Genomic DNA, 22,641 nt, shown 5'->3' with positions numbered 1-22,641 from the left:
TGTATGGCATCTGCCTGCTACTTGTGGCGCCTGCGCAGAGCGATCCGAAGCTGCTTTGGCCTGGGCGGCGGGGCGACATCGAGCTGATCGGCCACGTGTTCGACCAGTTCACGCCGGATCACCGCGCGCTCAGCCTTTTCAATCCGCAACACATCGCGTTTGAGCGAGCGCAGCACGGACAAGCACATACCGATCATGACCACGCTAAATGGTGCGGCAGCCAGTAATGTGAGCGCTTGCAGGGCCGACATTCCAGAAGTGTCTTCCCCGTGCGTGGCACTGATTCCGATCAGCACCGCGGCAATTCCACCTGAGGCTGCTGCCCAGATAAAGCGGGTTAGACGAGGCGGTTGCGGGTCCCCGCGGTGCGCGATCATATCGACGACGAACGCGCCCGAGTCTGCGCTGGTAATGAAGAAGATCGTGACCAGGATGATGGCGAGACCGCTGAGAACTGGGCCGCCCGGCAGATTGTTCAACATGTCGAACAACACTGTGTTCACATCCACGTTGCCGTCGGAGATGAGCCCCTTACCCTCAAACAGCTGCTGGTAAATAGCAGTTCCGCCGAGAACGGTGAACCACAAAACCGTCACCAGCGTGGGCACGAGGAGAACCCCGACGATGAACTCGCGCACCGTGCGACCGCGCGATATCCGGGCAATGAAAACGCCCACGAACGGGGACCAGGAGATCCACCAGCCCCAGTAGTTGGTGGTCCAGTTTGCCAGCCAGGTCTCGCCCGCCTCGCCGTTAAAAGGGAAGGTTTGAAACGACAGCTGCACAAAGTTTTGGATATAGGAGCCGATGCCGGACACGAACTCGCGCAGCAAGATCAGCGTGGGGCCGAGCACCAGCACTGCCACCAGCAAAAGTGCTGCCAGCCCCATATTGGTGTTGGACAGCAACTTAATGCCTTTATCCAAGCCTGAGACCACCGACAGTATGGCGAGGGCGGTGATGACGATGACGATGATGATCTTGACCATCGCGTTGTCGGGAACGAGGCCGAGGTGAGCGAGGCCAGCGGTGATCTGGTTGACACCAAAGCCCAGGGAGGTGGCGACACCGAAGAGGGTGCCCACCACAGCGCTGATATCGATAAGGTCGCCGATCCAGGAGTTGGTGTAGCGCCCGAGCACAGGCTCTAACGCCCAGCGAATTGAGATCGGGCGCCCGCGACGGTGCGTGGCATATGCAACGGCGAGTCCGACCACCACGTAAATAGCCCAGGCATGAATACCCCAGTGCAAAAATGTTTGGGTCAGGGCTCGCTGAGCGTGGCCGGAGGGGCTGAGGTTTGCGGTGCCCGGGGGTGTCCACTGCTGAGTGAGGTACTTCAACGGTTCGGCAGCGCCCCAGAACACCAGGCCGATGCCCATGCCGGCTGCGAAGAGCATCGCAAACCAGGGGAAGACGCCGTATTCGGGTTCGTCATCATCGTTGCCGAGCTTGACGGTGCCGAGTTTGCTGAACGCCACCACCAGTCCGAACACCACAAATCCGGTCACGATCAGGACGTAGTACCAGCCGATACTGTTGACGATCACCGTGTTGACCGCGCCGATCACCGCGTTGAATTGGTGGGGGAGGATCAGGGCGAATGCGAGACAGAGCACGACGGTGCCGACGGAGGCGCCGAACACTGCCCGGGCAAGTCCGTACTTTGACTCGTCAGGTGCATTTGATGCGGGTTCGGGTGGTCTGCTGGAACTGGTCTGCTGGGGTTGATGCGGGATTTGGCTCGAATGGTCCGTGGGGACGGAGGGCATCGAAAGCGTCCTTCCGATCAGGGGTTTAGGGCCTCCTAAGGTAGAAAGGCATACGTGAATCATCAACCTGACGGGTGCTATCCGTCGGTGATATCACATTAAAAAGTGAGCTGCATCACCACGGAAAAATCTAGAGTAGCTGAAGTTTGCGCTGGTCACACCAGGAAATGGCCGACGGTGAGGTACCAGGCGGCATCGGCGGCGAAAAAAGCGGCTGCAACCATGATGAGAGTTGTGGCGATATGCCGCAAAGGGGTTCGCCATCGCTCAATAGTGGCGGCGATCCTCGCCACCATGCGCTCATGTCGTCCGGTCAGCGCGGCTACCGTCGCGATGAGCAGTGGCCATTGACCGGCGATGAACCAGAGAATGAACGACACCACCAGGGTCGGGATGCCGATGTCATGGAGCTGATAAGTGCGTCCAGCGAGTGCCACTGCGCCCCACAGGGCAGGATCCCCGAAGGCCACTAAGCCGTACAGTGCACCGGCGAGAAGCGGGGACGGTGACAAAGGTTTAGCGGGTTTATGCGGTGCGGGCGGACGCCGCAGGCGCAAAATCCCCCACCCGAACAGGACCGCCGCGAGCACCGCCATTACGATCACCCAGAACAGGCCGGGCAGATGCGGAACGCTCAGGTGCACGTACGAAATGAGAATGGAGGCTATCACCGAGCCGCCCACAGTGGAGACCAAGCTCGCCAGGGTGAAGCGGATTCCGGCATTGCGGCGCGCTCCCAGGGTGAGCAGCGCCGCCAAAATCAACGCGCCGAAGGGGTCGAACCCGGCAACGCCGAGTCCGAGCATGGCGGCAAAATATGCGATCACGTTTCAGAGCATCCGTGGTAGAGAAGGTTTACGGACGAGCCTGGGGCTGCGAGATCGTAGGCGAGGTGGGTGTCGCGAGGCCGGGGCTGGTGAGCGTTGCGATAAGAGCGCGCACGGAGTTTTCGGCCACCACGTCTAGGGTGAGGTGAAACTGCTGATCGGCGCGCGGTCCACATAAATCAGAGACGGATCGGATCGCGACGAAGGGTAGGTCGAAGTTGTGGCAGACCTGGGCAATGGCGGTGGATTCCATGTCTGCGGTCAACGCTCCGGGGAACCGTGTGCGCATTCCGTCGGCCAGTGGCGCGGTGACGAAAGCGTCCCCGGACAGCATGAGTCCGCGACGGACGGGGTCCTCGCCCGCGGTGGTGAGGTGGGGTCGGATCCGTGTTGCTGCCTGAGTGGCAAGGTCGGCGAGATCGGGTGCCGCGTCGAAACGAGCGGGCATCCCGGGGACTTGGCCGATCTCATAGCCGAAGGCGGTGGCGTCCGCGATGGAGTAGGAGAAGCTGTCGCCGATGACGAGGGTTCCCACTTCGATGTCTGCTGCGAGTCCTCCGCAGGAGCCGATGGAGATGACGAGGTCGGGGGAGTAGGTGCTGATACCCCATGTGGCTGCTGAGGCGGCGTTGGCGATGCCGATCCCGGTGGTGATCAGTGCAACCTGAATGCGGTGATCGGGATCGTTAGGGTGATCAGGTTTGACACGGTGGCTGGTTTCGGCAGGGTGGTCGGTTTCAGCACAGGGGACGGTTTTGACACGGTGGCTGGTTTTAGCCAGCTGATCGGGTTCGGTGGGGAGAGCCTCAGGGGCGGGGTTGAGTGTGCCTGAGCAGACGGTGAATGACCCGTGCGTGGAGATTTCGCTCGGATGTGCGAGGTGGGGTAGAAGGGGTGCGGCCTCAGCTGGCATCGCGGCGAGCACAAGAACAAAGGTCATGGGGTAACGGTAGTTGATGTCGGAGTGATTTTGCTGGGTCGGCCAGCGGTGCCGCCGGAGGGATGGTGGGCGCGGCGGGCCGTATGAGGGGCGATGAATAGCTTGTCGAGCTGGGAGATCAATGATGGAAACCTGGACACCTACCCCCTTGACATGCGCAATTTTTTATATAATGATTTTTGCATGGGTAACGAAACGAGAGACATCACCGAGTACTCGGCGGTGTGCGACCTTTTTTCAGCGCTCTCCTCGCCCGTGAGGGCAGCGATTGTGCATGAAATCAGCGAGCAACCCCGGACAGTCGGTGAACTCGTGGAAGCGGTCGGACTGTCCCAGCCGCTGGTTTCCCAGCATCTGCGGGTATTGCGCGACGCACATCTCGTCTCTGCCACCCGCCAAGGCCGGTCCATGCTTTACGGCCTTGTCGATGAACATGTCGCTCACGTGTTCCTCGACGCCCTCACACACACCAAGGAGACCTGTCATGACCACTCTCACACACACTCCCGCTGAAACCCACCGTCACACCCACGGCCCCAACTGCGGGCACGAGGCCGTTGTGCATGAGGATCACGTGGACTACATTCACGACGGACATGCGCACCGCGAGCACGATGGTCACTACGACGAATGCACAACCTGCGAGTGTGCGCACTGCGACGATGCCTGTGCTAAATGTTCTTGCACCGATTGCACCTGCTCCACCTGCAACCACAACAAGTGCGAGTGCGCACACTGTAGTGACTCCTGCGCGAACTGCACCTGCGCAGACTGCTCATGCTCCTCGTGTCACCACGCGGCCTGAGGTATAACTGGCCGGCTTAACGGTCACGCATATGGTCTGACTGACCGTCATCCGTGCGGCCTGACCTGTCGTGATGCGACCCAACCTCGAAGGCTGGATGTCATCGACGAAGTAAGCTGTCGACTGTTTTGCCACTGAGATCTCACTGATCACGCGTGAGTTCATGGCGTGATGCACGAGGGTCCGCAGGCGTTGCGCCTGCGGACCCTCTCCCCATCACTCCCAGGAGACCGGGAGTACGAGATTGACTCTACCCTAGTTGAGAATCATGATCAACAAGCAATGGGTCGGTCGCATCACACCGGCTCGGCAATGAGCGCGGAGCGATAGGGTGGCAGCACAAGAAAATCACCCACCGTGAGGGAGCGATGCCATGTCTCGTGTACGCCGCGCACTCGTTCAGACCGCTGGCGCCGTCTGGCGGCTCCCACTCCCGGACAGGCTCTACACCAAGAGCTTCGGTTTCGTCCGCCAAGCCGTCCCCGGCGGCAGCATCCAACGCAGACACGCCGTCGATGTCGAGATGATCGGACGGGCTCGAACCGTCTGGCTCGACCGCCACAAAGCAGACGCTGGCATCGTGATTCACCTACACGGCGGTGCCTATCTCGCAGGCCCCCTCGGCGGAGACTGGGACTGGCTCTCCACTACCGCCCGCGCCCGCGACTGCGCCGGGCTGATGATTGATTACCGTCTCGCCCCCGACCACCGCCACCCTGTCGCGCTCGACGATGTTGAAGCCGTGCTCAACGAGCTCCCGCTGTCGCAACGCCCTTGGGTCCTCAGCGGACAAAATGCTGGTGGCGGACTGGCCCTGGTCGCCCTGCGCAGACGGCGCGAAGCCGGAGCTGCGCTGCCGGGCGGGACTCTCCTCATGTCCCCCTGGATCGATCTCGAACTAAACAACGCCACCATGTCCGAGACCGATATGCACGACTCCTTCCACGAGCGCCGCACCTATCATGCCGCCGCCCGTATCTACGCCGCACGCACCCGCCTGGATGACCCGGACCTGTCCCCGGTCGGCACGGACCTCACCGGGCTACCGCCCCTATTCCTAGCGGTCGGTACCAAGGACATCTTCCTCACCGACGTCAGGATTTTCCGCATCCAACTCCAAGAGCAGGGACTAGACGTCACCTACCGGGAAGTTGGCGGAAGGCTCACCTTCATCCCACGTCTGCGCCGGGGTCCCGAACTCGACCGGCTCCTGGAACAGCAGGGCGACTTCATCGCAAAGGCCTTCGCGCGGTCCGCATCGGCACGGTAACAGCCCATCTAGCAGCTAGTCATTCATCGGCGGCCCACCGCAACCCGCCTTTGCAATAACGCAGCCCGCCTCCGCGGATGGAGACGGGCTGCGTTATTGCGTTGCCGAGGTTGTCTAGCCTGTCGAGGCTGGCTATTCCGTCAGACAGCAGGGTGAGCTGGCGTTATCAGTCACCCCAGGCCTGCTGAGGTGCACGCACCTACATCTGCCGAGGCGCACGCACCCCGAGCAGATCCAGACCCTGCACCAGAACCCGCTCACACAGCCCAGCCAACGCCAAGCGAGAGCGCTGAATAGCCTGATCGGACTCTTTAAGAATCGGGCAATTCTCGTAGAACGAGGTGAACGCCTGTGCGGTGGCAAACAGGTACGAGCACAAACGATGCGGCTCCAAGGTCTGGCCCACCTGCGTCACCGTCGGACCGAACTGAAGCAGCTGCAGAGCCAGCGCGCGCTCTTGCTCCTGACCTAAATTGATCACCGCGCTCTCATCCGCCTCCAGCCCCTGCGCAGCAGCCTTGCGCAGAACCGAACGGATCCGGGCGATCGCGTACTGCAAGTACGGAGCCGTGTTGCCCTGTAGCGCGAGCATCCGCTCCAAATCGAAGACGTACTCGGCGTCATGACTCGTGGACAGATCCGCGTACTTCACCGCGCCGATCCCAATCTGGTGAGCGACCTCCGCACGTTCATCCTCACAAAGGTCAGGACGCAGTTCGTCGATCACCGAGCGGGCGCGGGCCACCGCCTCTTCCAGCAGAGATACAAGGCGCAGCGGGGCTCCCGAACGGGTGCGCAGAATCTTGCCGTCCTCGCCCAGAACGTTCCCGATCTTCACATGGATAACCTGAACCGACTCCGGCAGCCAGCCGGCTTCGCTCGAGGTCTCAAAGACCATCGCCAGGTGCACCTCTTGGGGTGCCCCGATGACATAGAGAATCCGGTTTGCCAGCAATTCGTCCACGCGGTCGCGCACCGTCGCAAGGTCCGTGGTCGCATAGCCATAACCACCGTCGGACTTGCGCACGATCAGCGGTAACGGATTGCCTTCCCGGCCCGTAAAACCCTTGGGGAAAGCGCACAGGGCACCATCGGATATCCTCGCGAGCCCAGCGGCCTCCAGATCCTCGCAGACCTTCGGCAACATGGAGTTGTACATGGATTCACCCGCGAGATCATCATCGGTTAAGGTGACATCCATCAGCTTGTAAATGTGGTTGAAGTACTGCTTGGACAGATCCAGCAGCTCCCGCCACAGCTCCAAGGTCGGTTCATCGCCACCCTGAAGCATCACCACGCGCCGCCGCGACCGTGCCGCGAAGTCAGGATCGCTCTCAAACTTGGTGCGAGCTGCCTGATAAAAATCATTCGGGCTGGTGCGCAGCAGCGCAGCCTCATCACTGTCGGCACCGACCTCCAGCAAATGCTCGATCAGCATGCCAAACGGGGTGCCCCAATCGCCGATGTGATTCTGGCGGATCACATGGTGTCCAAGGAACTCCAGCGTGCGCGCGAGGCTATCGCCGACAACGGTGGTGCGCAGATGACCGACGTGCATTTCCTTAGCGACGTTCGGCGCCGAGTAGTCGATGGGAATGTTCTGAGACTTCTCCTTCGGCACCCCCAGCCGCTCATCGGCCCGCATGGCCTCGACCTGGCTGGCAATCCACTCCGGTAACAGCTTGATATTGAGAAACCCTGGCCCGGACACCTCCATCGGCTCCGCGACATCGGACAACTCGGCGTGCTCCAGAATGTCAGCTGCGATCTGTCGAGGGGCTCGCCCCAGGCGCTTTGCCAAGCCCATGGCTGCGTTGCACTGAAAATCAGCGAACTGCGAGGGGCGAATAATCGGATCGGCGGTGGCAAACTCATCGCCGAAAGCGCGTGCGAATGCAGACTGGAAACGCTCGGTGAGCACGGTTTCGGGTGTGGTCATGCCCCTCAGGATATCGCGTTTGAGAATGCAACTATTGCCCCCTCCGTACACTCAACGAATGCGCGCACCAACCATGCGACCCACGCCCGAGCATCCTGACGATCCGGATCATTCAATGCGCCGTGAGCACTCCGCGCCGACATCCGTTCCCGCCTATGAGCCCACTGATCTGTCTGAACCCGCCCAGGTGCCGCGAGATGGCCACGCGCCGGAATTCATTGACGCCTATCACCGCCTCAGTGACGATATCGCTGCGCATCTGGCCGTGCTCACCGTCCACCGCGGCCGCTTCGATGTCGCTGTCACCATTGACTCCTACCTCGATATCTCACATGACCCACCCACCATGGCCCTCAGCCTTTACGACGGAGCCCGGATCGATGAGGCCGTGGACGAAGTCGGCACCGCCACCTTGAACCTGCTCAGCGAGGACCAGATCGCAGTAGCCGACCGGTTCGGAACCCCAGGCAACCCCCTCCCCGGGCTTTTCGCGGAAGTGCCGCATCGGCGCAGCCCTGCCGGACACCCGATTTTGACCGGTGCGCTCGCCTGGTTCGACCTCAAGGTGGTTGCCCGGTATCCGGCTGCCACCCATGCTCTGTACGTCGCGGAAGTGAGCGCACTCGGGCGCGGTGAAGAAGACCAAACCCGTCATTCCATCCGCGCCGCACAATCCAGTGCGCAACCACTCATCCGCTGGGCCCGCCGTTATCGGCGACTTGCCCCCTGACCTCCGGCTGAGTGTCAGCCCCCGCCCCTACACTGAACATGAATCACTTTGCGGGGTTGCACAGCCAGACAACATAACTAGACAACGTAAATACATAAAATAACTAGACAAAATAACTGCACAACATAACTGGACAAAATAACTAGACAACGTAGCGGTACAACTGCACAGCTGGACAACACGGTGCAACTGCGCGGTGGGCCGCAGTACCAGCCACCGGCATGGGGTCACGCACCAGCGACATCGCAGCGGAACAACACAGTGGGAGACAAGGGCGACAGTGGGAGACGATGGCGAAGGACAATAAAAACAACCGCTGCGACGACTGGATCTTCGCAGAGTCGGACCCGGACAAACTACCGACCGAAGAACTTCCCAACCGGCGCGATCTTGACGAATACACTGCCTCGCCCGGTCGCTTCGGCGCCCTAGGCCCCCAACAGGGATCAACCCCCCTCCCTGCCCACAGCGCGACCACAACAGGTCTTGCCGCCCCTAGGCCATCCGGTGCACCATCCCACGCCTCCGGACCATCCGGTGCACCAACCGCGCCGAATTACGCCCGCTCCGGGACCACTCCCACCCAGGAAGACGACGATCCCCAGGCCCGCCTGCGGGCACTGGCCGAACCGCTGCGCGTGGTCTTCCGTTGGGACCTCGCCCGCGACCTATTGGCCATCATCTGCTTCTTCGCCGCATGCGTCACCCAATTCACCTGGCGGCACCAAACATTCCGGCTCTGGTTGCCGATGACGGCCATCATCATTGCCGTGATCGGCATCATCCTCGCCTACGTCTTGCGCTTCACAGCGCTGCACGCCCGGCGACCCGTCATCCGCCGACTGCGCATCCTCACCCAAATCCCGGTGATGCTGGTTGCGCTCGGCACCATCATCTGGGATCTGATCTCATCGATCCCCGTCATGTTCTCCCCGCTCGTCACAGGCCCGCCCGTCGGCATCGGGGTAGCCGTGTCGCTGGCACTGGCCGGGTCCGTGCTGGCCGCAGAACCCCGCGGGCACGAGGGACATATTCCAGGCGAGCAAAACCGGTGGCGTGCGCGGCTACTCCTCAAACTGCTGAGCGCATGCGTCGCTGTCTGCTTCGTCATCATGCTGGTGATGCTGATCGGCCGCGCCGTCACCGGGGACTGGACATTTTCCCTGCTGAACCTCGCCACAGCCATCATTTCAAGCACCCTAGTCGTGATCCCGTTCGCGGCCGGGCTGAGGCGCCACCCCTCCTGGTACATCTTCGGCGTCACCTGCATTCTCGCCATGATTCTCGGAGCCATCGCAGACAACTCCCTCAAACTTTCCTACGCTGCCCCCGAATCATTCGCAATCACCTTCGTATGGCTGCCGTTCCTCTTCGCCGGATTCTCGGTGCTGGTATCTCGCGCCTTCCTGCGCGGCATACCCCTCTCGTTCACACGCTCAGACTGGATCGTCTACGCGGTGCGTGCTTTCGAGTTTTCCGCCATCCTGCACTGCGGTGCCTGCCTATGGAACACCGCGGCAGCAATTGCGGCCAGTGCCGGAGAAGAGATGCCCGCGGGACCCCTGCTCTACCTCATCTCCGCCGTGGTCAGTGTGATGGTGGTGGTCCTATCCCTGGTCGGTCGGCATGCCCTTTTACACCGCCCAGCAGACGCCGCCCGAGCTACCGCGGTCGTGTGCGCAGTCATCATGGTTGTCATCGGCTTCCTCGGCGTCATCGTCGAAACCATCGTCGCCCAGGCGGCGGCAGGGGTCTCCAACGGCGGATTAGCACTCGCACTCGGGCTGGCCATCGGCCTCATGCTCACAGTGCCCGCCCCGATCCGCGACGAATACGGCGCCCCCGACCTCGCCCGCATGTTCGAGGACTTTCGCAGACGCGGAGGTGGACGCACATCATTGCGCGATCGAGTACCCGACGTTGCCGCACATCGGGCCCGCAAGGCCTCCTTCCCACGCGAACAGTGATGCGTGGCCCCGGCCTCGCGCGATAGTCTTCCGGGCGATCCCCCACATCGCCCGTGCACCCGCATGGAGACCCTGCCCTGCCCGAGGAGCCCCACATGCCTAGTCGCTCACCCGAGCGCCCCCACCCCTCATCCCGCGCGCTGCCGTTTCGATGGCAGCTCCACGGCGACGGACGCCATGTCGCCCCCGGCGCAATCGTCGCGCCCCATGAGCGTCTCACCTGGCCGCTGACCATCGGACTGGGCGCTCAACATGTCGTGGCCATGTTTGGCGCGACCTTCCTCGTCCCGCTGCTGACCGGATTCCCGCCGTCCACCACCCTGCTGTTCTCCGGTATCGGAACCCTCCTATTCCTCATCCTGACCGGCAACCGGGTCCCCAGCTACCTGGGATCGTCCTTCGCCTTCATTGCACCGATCACCGCAGCAGTTAAAGGTGGAGGCCCAGGCGATGCACTCGGCGCCGTGCTGCTGACCGGCGCCGCTCTGGCCCTCATCGGGTTGCTCGTCCAATCCGTGGGCACGCGCTGGATCCAGGCCCTCATGCCCCCGGTTGTGATGGGTTCCATCGTGGCGTTGATCGGATTCAACCTCGCTCCCGCCGCCCGCGACAACGCGTTGAAATCACCGGGCACCGCCGCCATCACCCTCGGCGCCGTCATCGTCAGCGTGGTGCTGTTTCGCGGCCTGCTCGGGCGGGTATCGATCCTGCTCGGCGTCGTGATCGGCTATGTGGCCGCGCTACTCCAAGGCGAAGTTGACCTCTCCGCGGTGGATAGCGCCGCCTGGCTCGGGCTGCCCACCTTCACCCATCCCACCTTCAACTTCTCACTGCTGCCGATGTTCTTACCAGTGGTGCTCGTCTTGATAGCCGAAAACGTGGGACACGTCAGCAGCGTTGGGCAGATGACAGGGCAAAACCTCGACCATATGGTGGGCCGGACACTGTTCGCAGACGGTGCCGCCACCATGCTGTCCTCCGGATTCGGCGGATCACCGACCACCACCTACGGCGAAAACATCGGGGTGATGGCCGCCACCCGCGTCTATTCCACCGCTGCCTACTGGGTTGCAGGCATCGTCGCCATTGTGCTGGCCATGTCCCCGAAGGTCGGCGCGATCATCAACTCCGTCCCCGCTGGTGTGCTCGGCGGCGTCACCATAGCGCTATACGGATTGATCGGGATCATCGGCGTACGCATGTGGGTTGACCAGAGGGTTGACTTTACCCGCCCAAAGAACCAGATGACCGCCGCGGTTGCCCTTATTATCGGTATTTCAGATCTCACCTTGACGTTTGATGGAATTAAGCTCACCGGAATCGCGCTCGGCACCCTCGCAGCGGTGATCGTCTATCACGTGATGAACGGTATTGGGAAGTGGCGAGGAACGGAGGCCAACGACGAACACTGAGCCGCACGGCGCCGCGACCAGAGCGGGGCTTGCACGTCCTGCCCGGGAGATACCCCACCCTGTGGGACGAGCCCGGGCCGCTATGTCCGGGGTATTGCCGGTGCTGCGCGACGTCTGCTCCCATCCATGGCGCTACCTACTGGTTGCTGACCCAGGGCTCTACCTCACCCGCACCGTCTGGCAAGGAATAACCGGTGTCGGCACCCTGGTGCTGGTGGGATGGCTGGTCGCCCTCAGCGGAGTCTTCCCCGGCTTCAGCGAGAACGCTGGCATTATGGCGGCCAGCGCCTACGCAATCACAACGGCCCTATCTTTGCGCACCTATAAACGACGGGAACTGGGCCGCCGGGCCGTCGTCATGTTTTTCGCAACCGGAGCAGCCGCGGCCATCGCCACCGCCGTCGCCCCGTGGCCACTGCTCGCTGCAGGGGCTTACGTGCTCGCCGCTGCGGTTCCTCTGTGGATGCCGCGGTACGGGCCGCTCGGCGACATTGCCGGTAACTCTGTCATGAACGGTTTCCTGCTCACGCTCATCGGGGCCGCCGCCAGCCCAGACCCGTGGACAACATATCTGCACGGACAGGTCACCGGACTCCTCGCGGTGACCGTGATGGTGCTCGTGCGCTGGATCCTTGCCTCCTCCTCAACCCGCCGGCATCTGCGGCTCACCCGGCACTCATTGACCGCTAACCGGCGCATTTTCTGCCGGTACGCTGCGCTGCTCCTTGCTCAGGACGACCGGGTCTCACGGGCAATGTTCACCTGGTCTCGCGCGGCAATGCACCGCACCGCGCTGGTTTTAGAAGCGGTTCTCGCTGTTCACCCCGATCTGCCGTTCCACTGGGGGGAACGTTTTCAGCGGTTAGTGTTCGACCTCGACCTGCGGGTGGCGGCGGTAGCCCCCGTGATTGAACGGCTTGCGACGGGGCTACGTACTGTTCCCGCTCCCGATCCTGCCTATCCAGGCACCGCCGATATTAGAGCTGCGGCGGTGAAGCTCTTCGCCCATATCGCTGACGATCAGACCGCGCAGGGTAAACACGTTCACGCTGATCTCGCAGCGCTGCGCGCCGCCATTGAAGCTGCTGAACGCGACGAAGGTTTTGCCATCCGGGGCCCGCAGATCACCTCCCAGGACAAACATCAGCTGGCCTCAAGTGACGGCGCTGCTCAGGCTGCGCCGTCGGGACATGACGGGGCGGGCCAGGTTGCCTGCGGTCCAGCCGTAGCCGCTCTCGGGGAACCCGGGCAGACGCTCTCCGGGCGGGCTCCGTCTGAGCGGGCACGCGAAGACACTCGAACCGGCGCTATCCCGTTAGCGCCCGACGCCCAACCACAGGGCGACGCCTATATCGTGCCGGGCGCACACCGCCTGGTCACCCTCACCAGAGACCTCTCCGGTGCAGTGGCACGCTGCCGCGTCATGTCGGACATGCTCGATACGGTTGGCCCCGCCCGCGGAACGGGCTACAGCACCGGTATTCCGTACGCGAACTTCCGGCCGCTCGGGAAAGCTGCGCTCGCCACTGCCGCCGCGCGCAAAACCCACCTCGGTCGGCTCGTGCTGGACATGGACGTGCGTAACCTCATCCAGGGCCTTATCGCCATGAGCATCGCCAGTATGTTGGGCTATCTGATCGAGCCGCACAAGTTCTATTGGGCGACTATCGGGGCTTTCATCATGATGAAAGGTGCCTCGGTGACGGCCGACAGGTTCCGCAAAGTCGCCCGACGCCTGATTGGCACCGCGATCGGCGGTGGCGTCGGCATCTTAATTGCGGTGCCACTCTCGCAAGCTCACCCCGCAGCGCAGGTCCTCATCGCGGTAGGGGCACTCGCCATCGGCGCCGGGTTACTCACCATCTCGTACACCTGGTTCGTGGTCTTTTTGACCATTACGCTGGTTGAGGTCTACCTTTCCGGCGCGCACGGCTCCACCGGAACAGTGGACCTTCTGGTGCTTTACCGGATTATCGAAAACGGCACCGGCGCCATCATCGGTGCCGTGGTAGCCACCTTCGTGCTGCCCCTGCATTCCCGTGCCGCCCTCGGGGAAGGCATTTCACGGGTCTCTCGCGAGGTGACCCGGCTATTGCACGATGTCAGGCGCATCGTGATGGGGGAGAGCGGGGCTAGGCCCGGGATTGATGCGCGACTGGTCGGGATTGCCGTAGACCAAATGGACGATGTGGCGTCCGCGTTGATTAAAACTCCACGCAATGCGCGCCGACTGGATGGCACGCGGGCATTAATCGCCGCTTTGCGGGGAATTGCTGTCAATGCGGGGAACGTTGCCCAAGCCATCACTGCGGTGGAAGAATCCGGGATGTACCGGACCATGCAACGCGGTGACACTGCATCGACGGACCAGGCTGCGGCCAGCCAGGAGATGGCCGACCAACAGAGGCCTGACCAGGAGGCGGGCGGCCAGCAGATACCCCACCAGCAGCAGGTAAACCAGAACCAGCCGGTCGGAATATCGGTTGACCTGCGCGACCGTCTGGTCGCAATTATCGAGGATATGGCTGACCGCGCTGAGGTATTGGCCCAGGCATATGCCGACTCGGGAAGACCCCATGATGATCGGCCCGCGTGGGTCGGGCATGCGCCCGCCCTTGACCAGATCGGGCGCGAGCTCAGCGAGGTGCGCAGCCGCAGCGCAGCGAAGGTGAAAGTCCTGGTGGCTGAGCTGATTCGGCTCGACGACGCGATGGCCTCAGCCGCCCGCCGTGCAAGCCGGTGAACACGCTGCTGAAGCGGGCTGCTAGTGCCTCCGCTTAAATCCTGCTGACGCGTCGAGAACCGGGGATTAAAAGCCTTATGACGAGAGAAGCCGGGGCCGCAGATGTGCCTGCGACCCCGGCCCATGAACTCAGCGTTCAGATGAATTGTTATTCACATGCCCCTTCATCAACCGATCATCTAACCGGTCAATGGTTCAGCTCAGATCAGTGGGTGACCACCGGTTCTGACTCCGGGGAAATACCGCGCCGAGCATCAGACTTCGTCAGAGCCGAAATAGCGACCTGGTAGACGATAAGACCGATAATGGTAATCGCGGCGATAATGAACAAAATCGTCGAGTACACCTGCCCGTCGGCATGACCCGAAGTGGTGAGGAACGACAGGAACGTGGGCTTCACATCCACCAGCTTTGCGGTGTAGGCAATGCCAATCGGCACCGCAATATTGATCACCAGGTTGTAGAAGCCGATCGCCACACCCGAACGCTCACGCGGGATATCCCGAATGGCCGTGGACATTAGTGGGGCGTACATGAGAGCAAACCCGCTAGCGAACAAGATCATCGAGATCGTGTACATGCCGATCCAGAACTCGACAAAGACCGCGGGAATCACCAGGGAGATGGTGATCGCCAACATGGCCACCGTGATCGCCTGGCGCGAGGACAGGAACTTCCCGATCGCACCGGTGAGCGCACCGACAATCGCAGCCACCAAATAGGCCGGTGCCAGCACATACGAGGATTCATCAATTTTTAGGCCATGCAGATCCCGCAGCAGGAACGGGAACACGAACAGGTACGCCAGCTGCACCGAGTACATGATGAAGTTAACCGCAAGCATCGTGGTGTAGCGATGGTTCAAGAAGAATGACGCATCGACCAGGGCACCCCGATGAGCGCGGATATGCCAGATGAACACCACCACCGCAATCAGCGCAGGCAGCAGGTACCAGAACTGGAACTGCTGCATGAACAAAATCAGGCAGGTAGCGACAACCGCGACCAAAAACAGGCCGAGCACATCGACGCGGGAGCTGGTAACCTCACCGCGCGGAACAGTCCGCAAAATGCTCGGGATCGTTACGATAGCGAGCAGCGGAACCAAAAACATCCAGCTCCAGCTCGAGCTGGACAAGCCCGCAATATATCCGGACGTTAAAACGCCGAAGAAAAGCGAAAGCTGATAGGCGCTGGTACTGAAACCGAGGAAGGTTTTCTGGTCCTTGCGGGACAGATACTTCGTCACATAGATGACGTAGAGAGTTTCCGCAGCGGCGAGCCCCATCGTCTGAACAATGCGGCCGATCAAAACCATCGGGAATGAGCTCGAGAAAATGAACCCGAACAGCGAGCCTGCGCACATCACGATCACCGAGAAGATCAGAAGCTTACGCATGCTGATCGAGTCGGCAAGAGTCGCATACACCACGGCGCCGATCCCGATCAAAATGCCGGCGAGGGTGGCTTGAAGGCTGGCTTCGCTCGGCGAAATACCGAGGTTCGTCGCAATGGGCTGAGACAGGTTCTTAAACCCGTTGTCGATGATCAGGGAGAAAACGAACAGCGCGAGGATCAGAGGCACAGCCTGCTTCGGGTTAACCCCGCGGGCCGGCGCCTCAGAAGAAGGTTTTGAAGTGGGCATAGTTAGTGTCCTTAGGCAATCTCGAGAGCGATCTCGATCATCGAGGTAAAGGCTGTCTGGCGTTCCTCAGGGGTGGTCACTGCCGAGGTGACCAGGTTGTCACTCACAGTGAAGATTCCCAGTGCCTGAACGCCCGCGGCCGCAGCGTTGGCGAACAAACCAGCTGACTCCATTTCAACGGCGAGCACACCCATGGAGGCCCAGCGCTTCCACGCATCCGCGTCGGCCCCGTAGAACACGTCGCTGGAGAGCACGTTACCCACGTGAACCGGTGCGTTCTTGGCGTCCGCCGCGCGTTTAGCTTGCTCAAGCAAGGTGTACGAGGACAGCGGCGCGAAGGTGCCGGGAAGGTTGAACTGGGCGAGATAGTTTGAGTCGGTGCATGCGCCCTGAGCGATGACCACGTCGTACAGGTTGAGGTTTTCCTGCATCGCGCCACAGGAACCCACACGAATCAGGTTCTTCACACCGAACATGTGAATGAGCTCGTAGGAGTACAGGGAGATCGAGGGGATACCCATACCCGAACCCATCACAGAAACTTCGCGTCCCTTGTAGGTACCGGTGTAGCCCAGCATGTTGCGGACTTCGTTGAAGCAGCGCGGGTTATCGAGGTAGGTCTCGGCGATGAACTTCGCGCGCAGCGGGTCACCGGGCAGCAGGATGGTTTCCGCAATAGGAACGTCGCCGGGCTTGATGTGTGGGGTGCTGGGCATGCTCATGAGGTGTCCTTAAAAACAAGTCGGTAAAAACGGTCGGTGAGTTAAGGGTCATGCGGTGGTGTGCGGAGCCATCAAGGTGCTCCGAACACACCGGCGACGCGACCCGCAGGCCTTACTGGAATCCAGCGGGTCGCGTCGGTGGAATCAAGATGTCGCGGATAAACCTGCTATGCAGCAGAGTCGATGCGCCGCCCCAAAGTCGGTACCGCGTCTTACAGGTTGGTACTCGTGCTCGTCGGTGGCGCGCCGCAACCCGTCGATATATCGGCGTTATCGCTCAGATGCCGTTAGAGGCTGAGGATGGCCTTCATATCGGCGGTAATGCGGGAAAGCCGCTCAGCCGCCTGTTCGCGAGGCACCTGATCACCTTCACACGGAAGCACCACTTCGAGGTAGCACTTGAGCTTCGGCTCAGTTCCGGACGGACGCACGATCACACGGTCGTCGGCTTCAGTGAGGTAGAGCAGACCATCGGTCGGCGGCAGTCCGTCGTACCCCTGGGCCAAATCGTGAGCGGCCACCACGGGGGATCCGGCTAGCTCGGTCGGCCCCTGAGCGCGCAGGCGTGTCATAGCGTCGGAAATGAGCGAGACATCGTTGACGCGGATGCTCAGCGGAGCCGTCGCGTGCAGGCCGTGCTCGCGGGCCAGCCGGTCCAGCTCGTCCTCGACGGTGCGGTCTGCATGGTGCAGGGACTCGACCAGAGAGGCCAGGCGCACCATGGCGGTGATGCCGTCTTTGTCGCGCACAGCTTCCGGGTCGGTGCAGTAGCCGATGGCTTCTTCATAACCGAACCGAAGGTCCGGGGTGCGAGCAATCCACTTGAAGCCGGTGAGGGTCGCGGCAAAGTTCAGCCCATGGGCTTTAGCGATCCGGCTCAGCAGTCGGCTGGAGACGATCGAGCAGGCGAGGGTGCCTCCGCTGCGGTCAGCATCGGCTGCTGCCTGCTCGCCGAGCAGGGCCCCGATTTCATCGCCGGTCAACTGCCGCCAGGTGCCATCCCGCAGCGGAATAGCAGCCGAGCAGCGGTCGGCGTCGGGATCGAGTGCGATCACGACGTGTGCGTTCACCTTCTGGGCGAGTTCGAGGGCAAGGTCCAAGGCCCCCGGTTCTTCCGGGTTCGGGAACGGAACCGTGGGGAAGTCGGGGTCGGGCTTGGCCTGCTGCTCGACGACGTGGACATCCTCGAAACCGGCCCGCTGCAAAACTTCCCGCGCGGTCGCGCCACCAACCCCGTGCATCGGCGTCAGAACGATCCGAATGCTGGCGGTGGGGGCGGTACCGTCCGCGCCGAGGCCTGGTCGCAGGGACACAGCGCGTTCGATGTACTGTTCGACGAGTCCTTCGCCGACCGCCCGGATACCCTCGGTGCTACGGGCAACGGCGCAGGCCGCAGGAGCTGCCTCGATACGCGAGGCGATGTCGGCGTCGGCGGGAGGCACAATCTGCACACCCTCGCCCGGACCGGTTGCTGCGCGTCCGCCCAGGTAGACCTTGTATCCGTTGTCGGCGGGTGGGTTGTGCGAGGCGGTGACCATCACGCCTGCATCGGCGTTCAGTGCGCGGACCGCGTAAGCGGTGACGGGGGTGGGCAGCTGTGGCGGCAGGGTGAGAGTCTCGATTCCGGCAGCGGCCAGCACCTCGGCGGTGGCATCGAAAAACTCTGCGGATCCGTAACGGGCATCGCATCCCACGACAGCGCGGGGACGGTCGGTACCGTCGCTCTCCACGGTGTCCAGCAGGTACCGGCCAAGGCCCGCGGTGGCACGGGTGACCACGGCGACGTTCATACGGGTCTGGCCTGCGCCGACGCGCCCGCGCAGCCCGGCGGTGCCGAACGTGAGGGGCCCGGTGAAGCGGCTGGCGAGATCGGCCTGGGCGTCGGTATCGCCGTTTTCGGCGGCGTCCGCGAGGCGAAGCAGCTCGGCTTGGGTGGTGGTGTCGGGGTCGTCAGCCGCCCAATCCCGGGCGGCGGCGATCAGAGCATCGTTGCTGTTCATTCGGAAAGTCCTTCCAAGATAGCGCGGGACGCGGACAGGCCGAGCCGGGTAGCGCCGGCCTCGATCATGGCCAGGGCGGTCTCAGCGGTGCGGATGCCGCCGGAGGCTTTGACGCCAAGGCGGCCGCCGACGGTTTGTGCCATCAGTTCGACGGCGTGAACACTGGCGCCGCCCGCGGGATGGAAACCGGTGGAGGTTTTCACGAAGTCGGCTTCGGCTGCTTCGGCGGCGCGGCAGCAGCTGACGATCTGTTCGTCAGTCAGCGCGGCGGATTCGATGATGACTTTGAGTACGACACCTTCGGGGCAGGCCTCGCGTACGGCGCGGATTTCGCGTTCGATGCCGTCGTAGTCGCCGGTCTGGGCCAGGGCGAGGTTAATGACCATGTCGATTTCATCGGCGCCGTCGGCTACGGAGCGGGCGGCTTCGGCTGCTTTGACCTCGGCATGGTGGGCCCCGGAGGGGAACCCGCAGACGGTGGCGATTTTGACCGTCGATGAGGCGTCAGTGGCCACGGGCAGCAGATTGGGGGACACGCAGATGGAGTAGGTGCCGAGCGCTTCTGCTTCGGACAGTAGCTCCTGAACGTCGGCGGGGGTGGCCTCGGGGCGCAGTAGCGTGTGGTCGATGAGTGCGGCCACCTCTGATCGGCGCATGGAAACTCCTTTGTCGGTATCTGTTTTCTGTGTGTGGTGAAGCTATTTTTTCTGTGTGGGGTGAAGCTAGGTGGTCGGCGGGTTGAGGCTGGTTTCTCTGATGGCTGTGACGGCTATGCCCTCGCCCTACGGAACATGCGTTATGTATCCTCCGAACATATGTGCCACGGTAGGAAGCGCGTCAAGGACTGTCAATATCAGGTCCCGATCAGTTCCTCACGCGGACACATCGCCGGGGAAAAGAGCGGTCCCACAGCGCACAATCAGTCAGCCGACGAGACGTCAGGAGAGACCATGCAGCAGCGAGAAGTCCAAGCTCTGGACGCCGCCAAACTGTATTACGGGCTCGGAAAATCTCAGGACGAGGTCGCACGGACCCTCGGCGTCTCACGTCCCACCGTGTCCAAACTCATTCAATACGCCAAAGAGTGCGGATTCGTGTCGATCGACATTCACGACCCCAGAGAGGACACCTCCCGCCTGGCCCAGCAGCTCAAAGAACGCTTCGGACTGGCTGACGTGCGCATCGCCATGGCACCCGATGACCACGAACTCATCCTCGAAGAAATCGGCAGAATCGGCGCCGCCCTCCTGCGGGACCTCATACGCGACCGCGAAATCGTAGGCCTGTCCTGGGGCGAAACCCTGTTCAGTGTGGGCCGACACCTCACCCCCGTGGCGCGAACCGGCGTGCAGATCGTCGAACTCAAAGGCGGCGTCCCCTACCATTCCCGGCGCACCCGTGAATACGAAACCATGCCCCTGTTCTGTGACGCCTTCGACGCCTGCCCGAGGAGCCTGCACCTGCCGCTGTTCTTTGAACACGCGGCAACCCGCCGCGCCGTCGAAAAAGAACCCCAGATCAGAGCGGTTCTTGACCTCGGACGCGAAGCCACCACCGCCATCTTCACCGTCGGCGGCATCGGTCCCGATGCGACCATGTTCACACTGGATTCCTTCGCCTCCGCAGACCGGGACTACCTGCTGCACCGAGCAGTCGGCGATATCTGCTCCCGGTTCTACGACGCCGACGGACACATCTGCCTGCCCAGTTTGGATCAGCGGACCGTCGCCATCGCGTTGGAAGATCTCGCCTCCAAGGAACGCACCGTGTGCATCGCCGGAGGCCGCTCCAAAGCCTTGCCACTTGCCGTGGCATTGCGCGCCGGCTACATCACCCACCTCGTCACCGACCTAGGCGCCGCCCGCGGCGTCCTCGAGATTGACGCCTCCCGCACTACGTAACCGGACATACGCGGTTGCACAGGGGACATGCAGGCGAGGGCCGGGTAACCTGTCTGCATGGCTGCCACCTCACCCGACGTCCTGGTCCGCCGCCCCTTCGCCGGGCTCGGACGCGAACGCGACCTCGTCGCCATGCGCGAACTCATTCCCTCCGCTACCGTGCCTGCACGCACCCGAGACGGAGTGCCCGTCGTGATCGCCACCGTGCTCCCGATGGCATACCCAGCGGTCCGCCGCACAGACGGAAGCGTCATCGTCGGATTGCAGGCATCCGTCCCGGGCGGCGACCTATCCCGAGCTTTCGGCCAGGCCATTGCCCAAGCGCTGGAGGTAGAACCCGGCACAGCCGTGGAAAAAATAGACCTCACCGCTGACTCGCCCCGACTCCAGGACCTCCTCGACATCGACCCCGACGTTCCGGTAACCGTCCACGACACGTTCGAGTTTTGGCTTGACGCATCGGCTGAACGCACCGAACAGGTTGAGGCCGCGCTCAAAGAAGCCAACGCCTCCATCCTCCCGACCAAGGCCGTGAAGGCTCTGCCCCATGCTTTCTGGGTGGACGCCGGTTCTAAGGAGCATCTGCGCTGGGTGCTCGATGCTGACGAAGATCGCGTGATCGACGCCATTGCCCGCCTGCACGCGCGCCACGACAGCGGCCTGGGCGAGGGCACGCGATATGTCGGTTCCTTCCGGGCCGATGGGCTCACCATCCCCGTCTGGGACCTGCCGAAGGGATTTGGGGTCGATGGGGTCGAAGAGGTCGCCTCCGACCTCGCACAGCGCATGCATGACGCCCTGGCCTGCACCGATGAGCTCACCCCGCGTGAGCGCCGGGCCCGAGGTGGAATTGTGGCCCGGCAGGTGACACTGCGGTGACGGAGCAGCCGGCTGACAACGTGGTGACCGAGCATTCGTCAGCAGATCTCGACTCACAGTCCGGCCCGTTGACTCAGGGTCGTCCGGACGCCGTGGCCGTGGTGATTCCGGCATATAACGAAGCGGAACGGCTAGACGCCACGATCCACGCGGCATCACGTATCGACCGGGTCGATCTGATCGTGGTGGTCGACGATGGCTCCACGGATGCCACCTCCGCCATCGCCAAAGGTGCCGGCGCCCTGGTTGTTCGGCATAAACGCAACCTCGGTAAAGCTGCCGCAATGGCTACCGGGGCCCGGCTCGTGGCGATGCGCGAGGATGTCAGCGCAGCCGAAGGGGATGACACGTTCGAGGAAACGCTGCATGCTGAACCTCGGGTGCCGGGTCACACCGGGCCGCTTCCGGTCATTAATCCAGATCCATTGCCCCCTAGGGCGCTGCTTTTTATCGACGCGGATTTGCAGGAGACCGCTGAGAATGCGGCGCCTTTGGTTGAGGCGGTGTGCGACCGCGGTGTCGATATGGCTATTGCGTTGCTTCCGACCCAGTCCAGCCGCGGCGGAGGTTTCGGGCTGGTCGTGCGCACCGCGCGCTCAGGGATTCACCGCGCGACTGGGTGGCAGCCGGAACAGCCGTTGTCGGGCACCCGGTGCATGACCCGCGAGGTGTGGGATGCCTGCCAGCCGCTGGCCGCAGGTTGGGGCGTGGAGACTTCCCTCAGCATCGACGCGCTCGCCGCAGGGTTTTGGGTTCAGGAAGTTCCGTGCGCGCTTCAGCACCGGGTGACGGGCCGTGATCTGCGGTCACAGGTTCACCGGGCCGCGCAGCTTCGCGATGTGGTGCGCGCACTGGTGTCGCGGCGTGGTCGTGGGCCGGGTAACGGTTCTGAACCTGAGGCCGGGCGCGGATTAGTGCCTGGAGCCGACACGCACGGACCTAACACGCGCGGAGCTGGCACCGAGACAGACTCTGTGCTTGGCGATGGACCGGGCAGCACGCCGCAGCATGAATCGCGTGAGGAATCGGGCAGGCCGTCGGGCGATGGAGCAGGCGATGGGGCGGACGAGCCTAAGCGTTCATAGAGGC

16 protein-coding genes and 1 pseudogene are annotated in these 22,641 nt (G+C 62.5%); 9 read left to right on the top strand and 8 right to left on the bottom strand.

Features of this window, described 5'->3' with window-relative positions:
* Positions 1–17: 17 nt before the first annotated feature.
* The 3 genes from BN1724_RS06475 to mtnN all read right to left on the bottom strand — a co-directional run bounded on the left by BN1724_RS06475 (position 18) and on the right by mtnN (position 3,539).
* Positions 18–1,772: a BCCT family transporter gene (locus BN1724_RS06475; protein ID WP_084252826.1), complete on the bottom strand. Its 1,755-nt coding sequence runs from the start codon at positions 1,770–1,772 to the stop codon at positions 18–20.
* Positions 1,773–1,927: 155 nt separating this feature from the next.
* Complete coding sequence (locus BN1724_RS06470) at positions 1,928–2,599, bottom strand: hypothetical protein (RefSeq protein WP_058234699.1); 672 nt, start codon at positions 2,597–2,599, stop codon at positions 1,928–1,930.
* Between the two features lie 28 nt (positions 2,600–2,627).
* The gene (mtnN, locus tag BN1724_RS06465) at positions 2,628–3,539 is read right to left on the bottom strand and encodes a 5'-methylthioadenosine/S-adenosylhomocysteine nucleosidase (RefSeq protein ID WP_231928177.1); all 912 of its coding nucleotides are present in this window, start codon (positions 3,537–3,539) and stop codon (positions 2,628–2,630) included.
* Positions 3,540–3,722: 183 nt separating this feature from the next.
* Here mtnN and BN1724_RS06460 point away from each other — a divergent pair, with 183 nt between their 5' ends.
* Together BN1724_RS06460 and BN1724_RS06455 are read left to right on the top strand one after the other, a co-directional pair.
* A complete protein-coding gene (locus tag BN1724_RS06460) occupies positions 3,723–4,052 on the top strand; it encodes an ArsR/SmtB family transcription factor (RefSeq protein ID WP_058235825.1) in 330 nt (109 codons plus the stop codon).
* Positions 4,053–4,717: 665 nt separating this feature from the next.
* On the top strand, positions 4,718–5,614 hold the full coding sequence (locus tag BN1724_RS06455) for an alpha/beta hydrolase fold domain-containing protein (protein WP_058234697.1): 897 nt from the start codon (positions 4,718–4,720) through the stop codon (positions 5,612–5,614).
* Between the two features lie 199 nt (positions 5,615–5,813).
* On the opposite strand, the gene argS is transcribed toward BN1724_RS06455, so the two are convergent.
* Positions 5,814–7,553, bottom strand: coding sequence for an arginine--tRNA ligase (gene argS / locus BN1724_RS06450; RefSeq protein WP_058234696.1), 1,740 nt, complete (start codon positions 7,551–7,553; stop codon positions 5,814–5,816).
* 58 nt (positions 7,554–7,611) lie between these two features.
* Here argS and BN1724_RS06445 point away from each other — a divergent pair, with 58 nt between their 5' ends.
* The 4 genes from BN1724_RS06445 (at position 7,612) to BN1724_RS06430 (ending at position 14,405) form a co-directional block, all read left to right on the top strand.
* Positions 7,612–8,283, top strand: a complete 672-nt coding sequence (locus BN1724_RS06445; RefSeq protein WP_231928176.1) for a flavin reductase family protein — start codon at positions 7,612–7,614, stop codon at positions 8,281–8,283.
* 290 nt (positions 8,284–8,573) lie between these two features.
* Positions 8,574–10,250: a DUF7937 domain-containing protein gene (locus BN1724_RS06440; RefSeq protein ID WP_058234695.1), complete on the top strand. Its 1,677-nt coding sequence runs from the start codon at positions 8,574–8,576 to the stop codon at positions 10,248–10,250.
* Positions 10,251–10,345: 95 nt separating this feature from the next.
* Positions 10,346–11,662 (top strand): uracil-xanthine permease family protein, encoded by a 1,317-nt coding sequence (locus BN1724_RS06435; protein ID WP_058234694.1) that lies wholly within the window; start codon positions 10,346–10,348, stop codon positions 11,660–11,662.
* Positions 11,663–11,723: 61 nt separating this feature from the next.
* Positions 11,724–14,405, top strand: coding sequence for an FUSC family protein (locus BN1724_RS06430; RefSeq protein WP_157085792.1), 2,682 nt, complete (start codon positions 11,724–11,726; stop codon positions 14,403–14,405).
* Positions 14,406–14,610: 205 nt separating this feature from the next.
* On the opposite strand, the gene BN1724_RS06425 is transcribed toward BN1724_RS06430, so the two are convergent.
* The 4 genes and pseudogenes from BN1724_RS06425 to deoC all read right to left on the bottom strand — a co-directional run.
* A complete protein-coding gene (locus BN1724_RS06425) occupies positions 14,611–16,050 on the bottom strand; it encodes an MFS transporter (RefSeq protein WP_058234692.1) in 1,440 nt (479 codons plus the stop codon).
* A gap of 11 nt (positions 16,051–16,061) precedes the next feature.
* Positions 16,062–16,772, bottom strand: a complete 711-nt coding sequence (deoD, locus tag BN1724_RS06420) for a purine-nucleoside phosphorylase (protein WP_058234691.1) — start codon at positions 16,770–16,772, stop codon at positions 16,062–16,064.
* 287 nt (positions 16,773–17,059) lie between these two features.
* The gene (locus tag BN1724_RS06415) at positions 17,060–18,772 is read right to left on the bottom strand and encodes a phospho-sugar mutase (RefSeq protein ID WP_058234690.1); all 1,713 of its coding nucleotides are present in this window, start codon (positions 18,770–18,772) and stop codon (positions 17,060–17,062) included.
* Positions 18,769–19,431 (bottom strand): annotated as a pseudogene (gene deoC, locus BN1724_RS06410) (deoxyribose-phosphate aldolase); the annotation flags it as partial. The pseudogene deoC and the gene BN1724_RS06415, both read right to left, overlap by 4 nt.
* 291 nt (positions 19,432–19,722) lie before the next feature.
* Between deoC and BN1724_RS06405 the strand changes: the two are divergent.
* The 3 genes from BN1724_RS06405 to BN1724_RS06395 are packed head-to-tail and all read left to right on the top strand — an operon-like array spanning position 19,723 to position 22,637.
* Entirely contained in the window at positions 19,723–20,673 is a 951-nt protein-coding gene (locus BN1724_RS06405; protein WP_058234688.1) for a sugar-binding transcriptional regulator, read from the top strand.
* A 57-nt stretch (positions 20,674–20,730) separates the two neighbouring features.
* Positions 20,731–21,552, top strand: coding sequence for a DUF5926 family protein (locus BN1724_RS06400; protein ID WP_058234687.1), 822 nt, complete (start codon positions 20,731–20,733; stop codon positions 21,550–21,552).
* Positions 21,549–22,637, top strand: coding sequence for a glycosyltransferase family 2 protein (locus BN1724_RS06395; protein ID WP_231928175.1), 1,089 nt, complete (start codon positions 21,549–21,551; stop codon positions 22,635–22,637). The genes BN1724_RS06400 and BN1724_RS06395 overlap by 4 nt, the downstream gene beginning before the upstream one ends.
* Positions 22,638–22,641: the final 4 nt, after the last annotated feature.

The sequence above is a fragment of the Devriesea agamarum genome, from assembly GCF_900070355.1.
GTDB classification, from domain to species: Bacteria; Actinomycetota; Actinomycetes; order Actinomycetales; family Dermabacteraceae; genus Devriesea; species Devriesea agamarum.
Note: the sequence above shows the minus strand (reverse complement) of the source record. Positions and strands in the feature narration are given on the sequence as shown.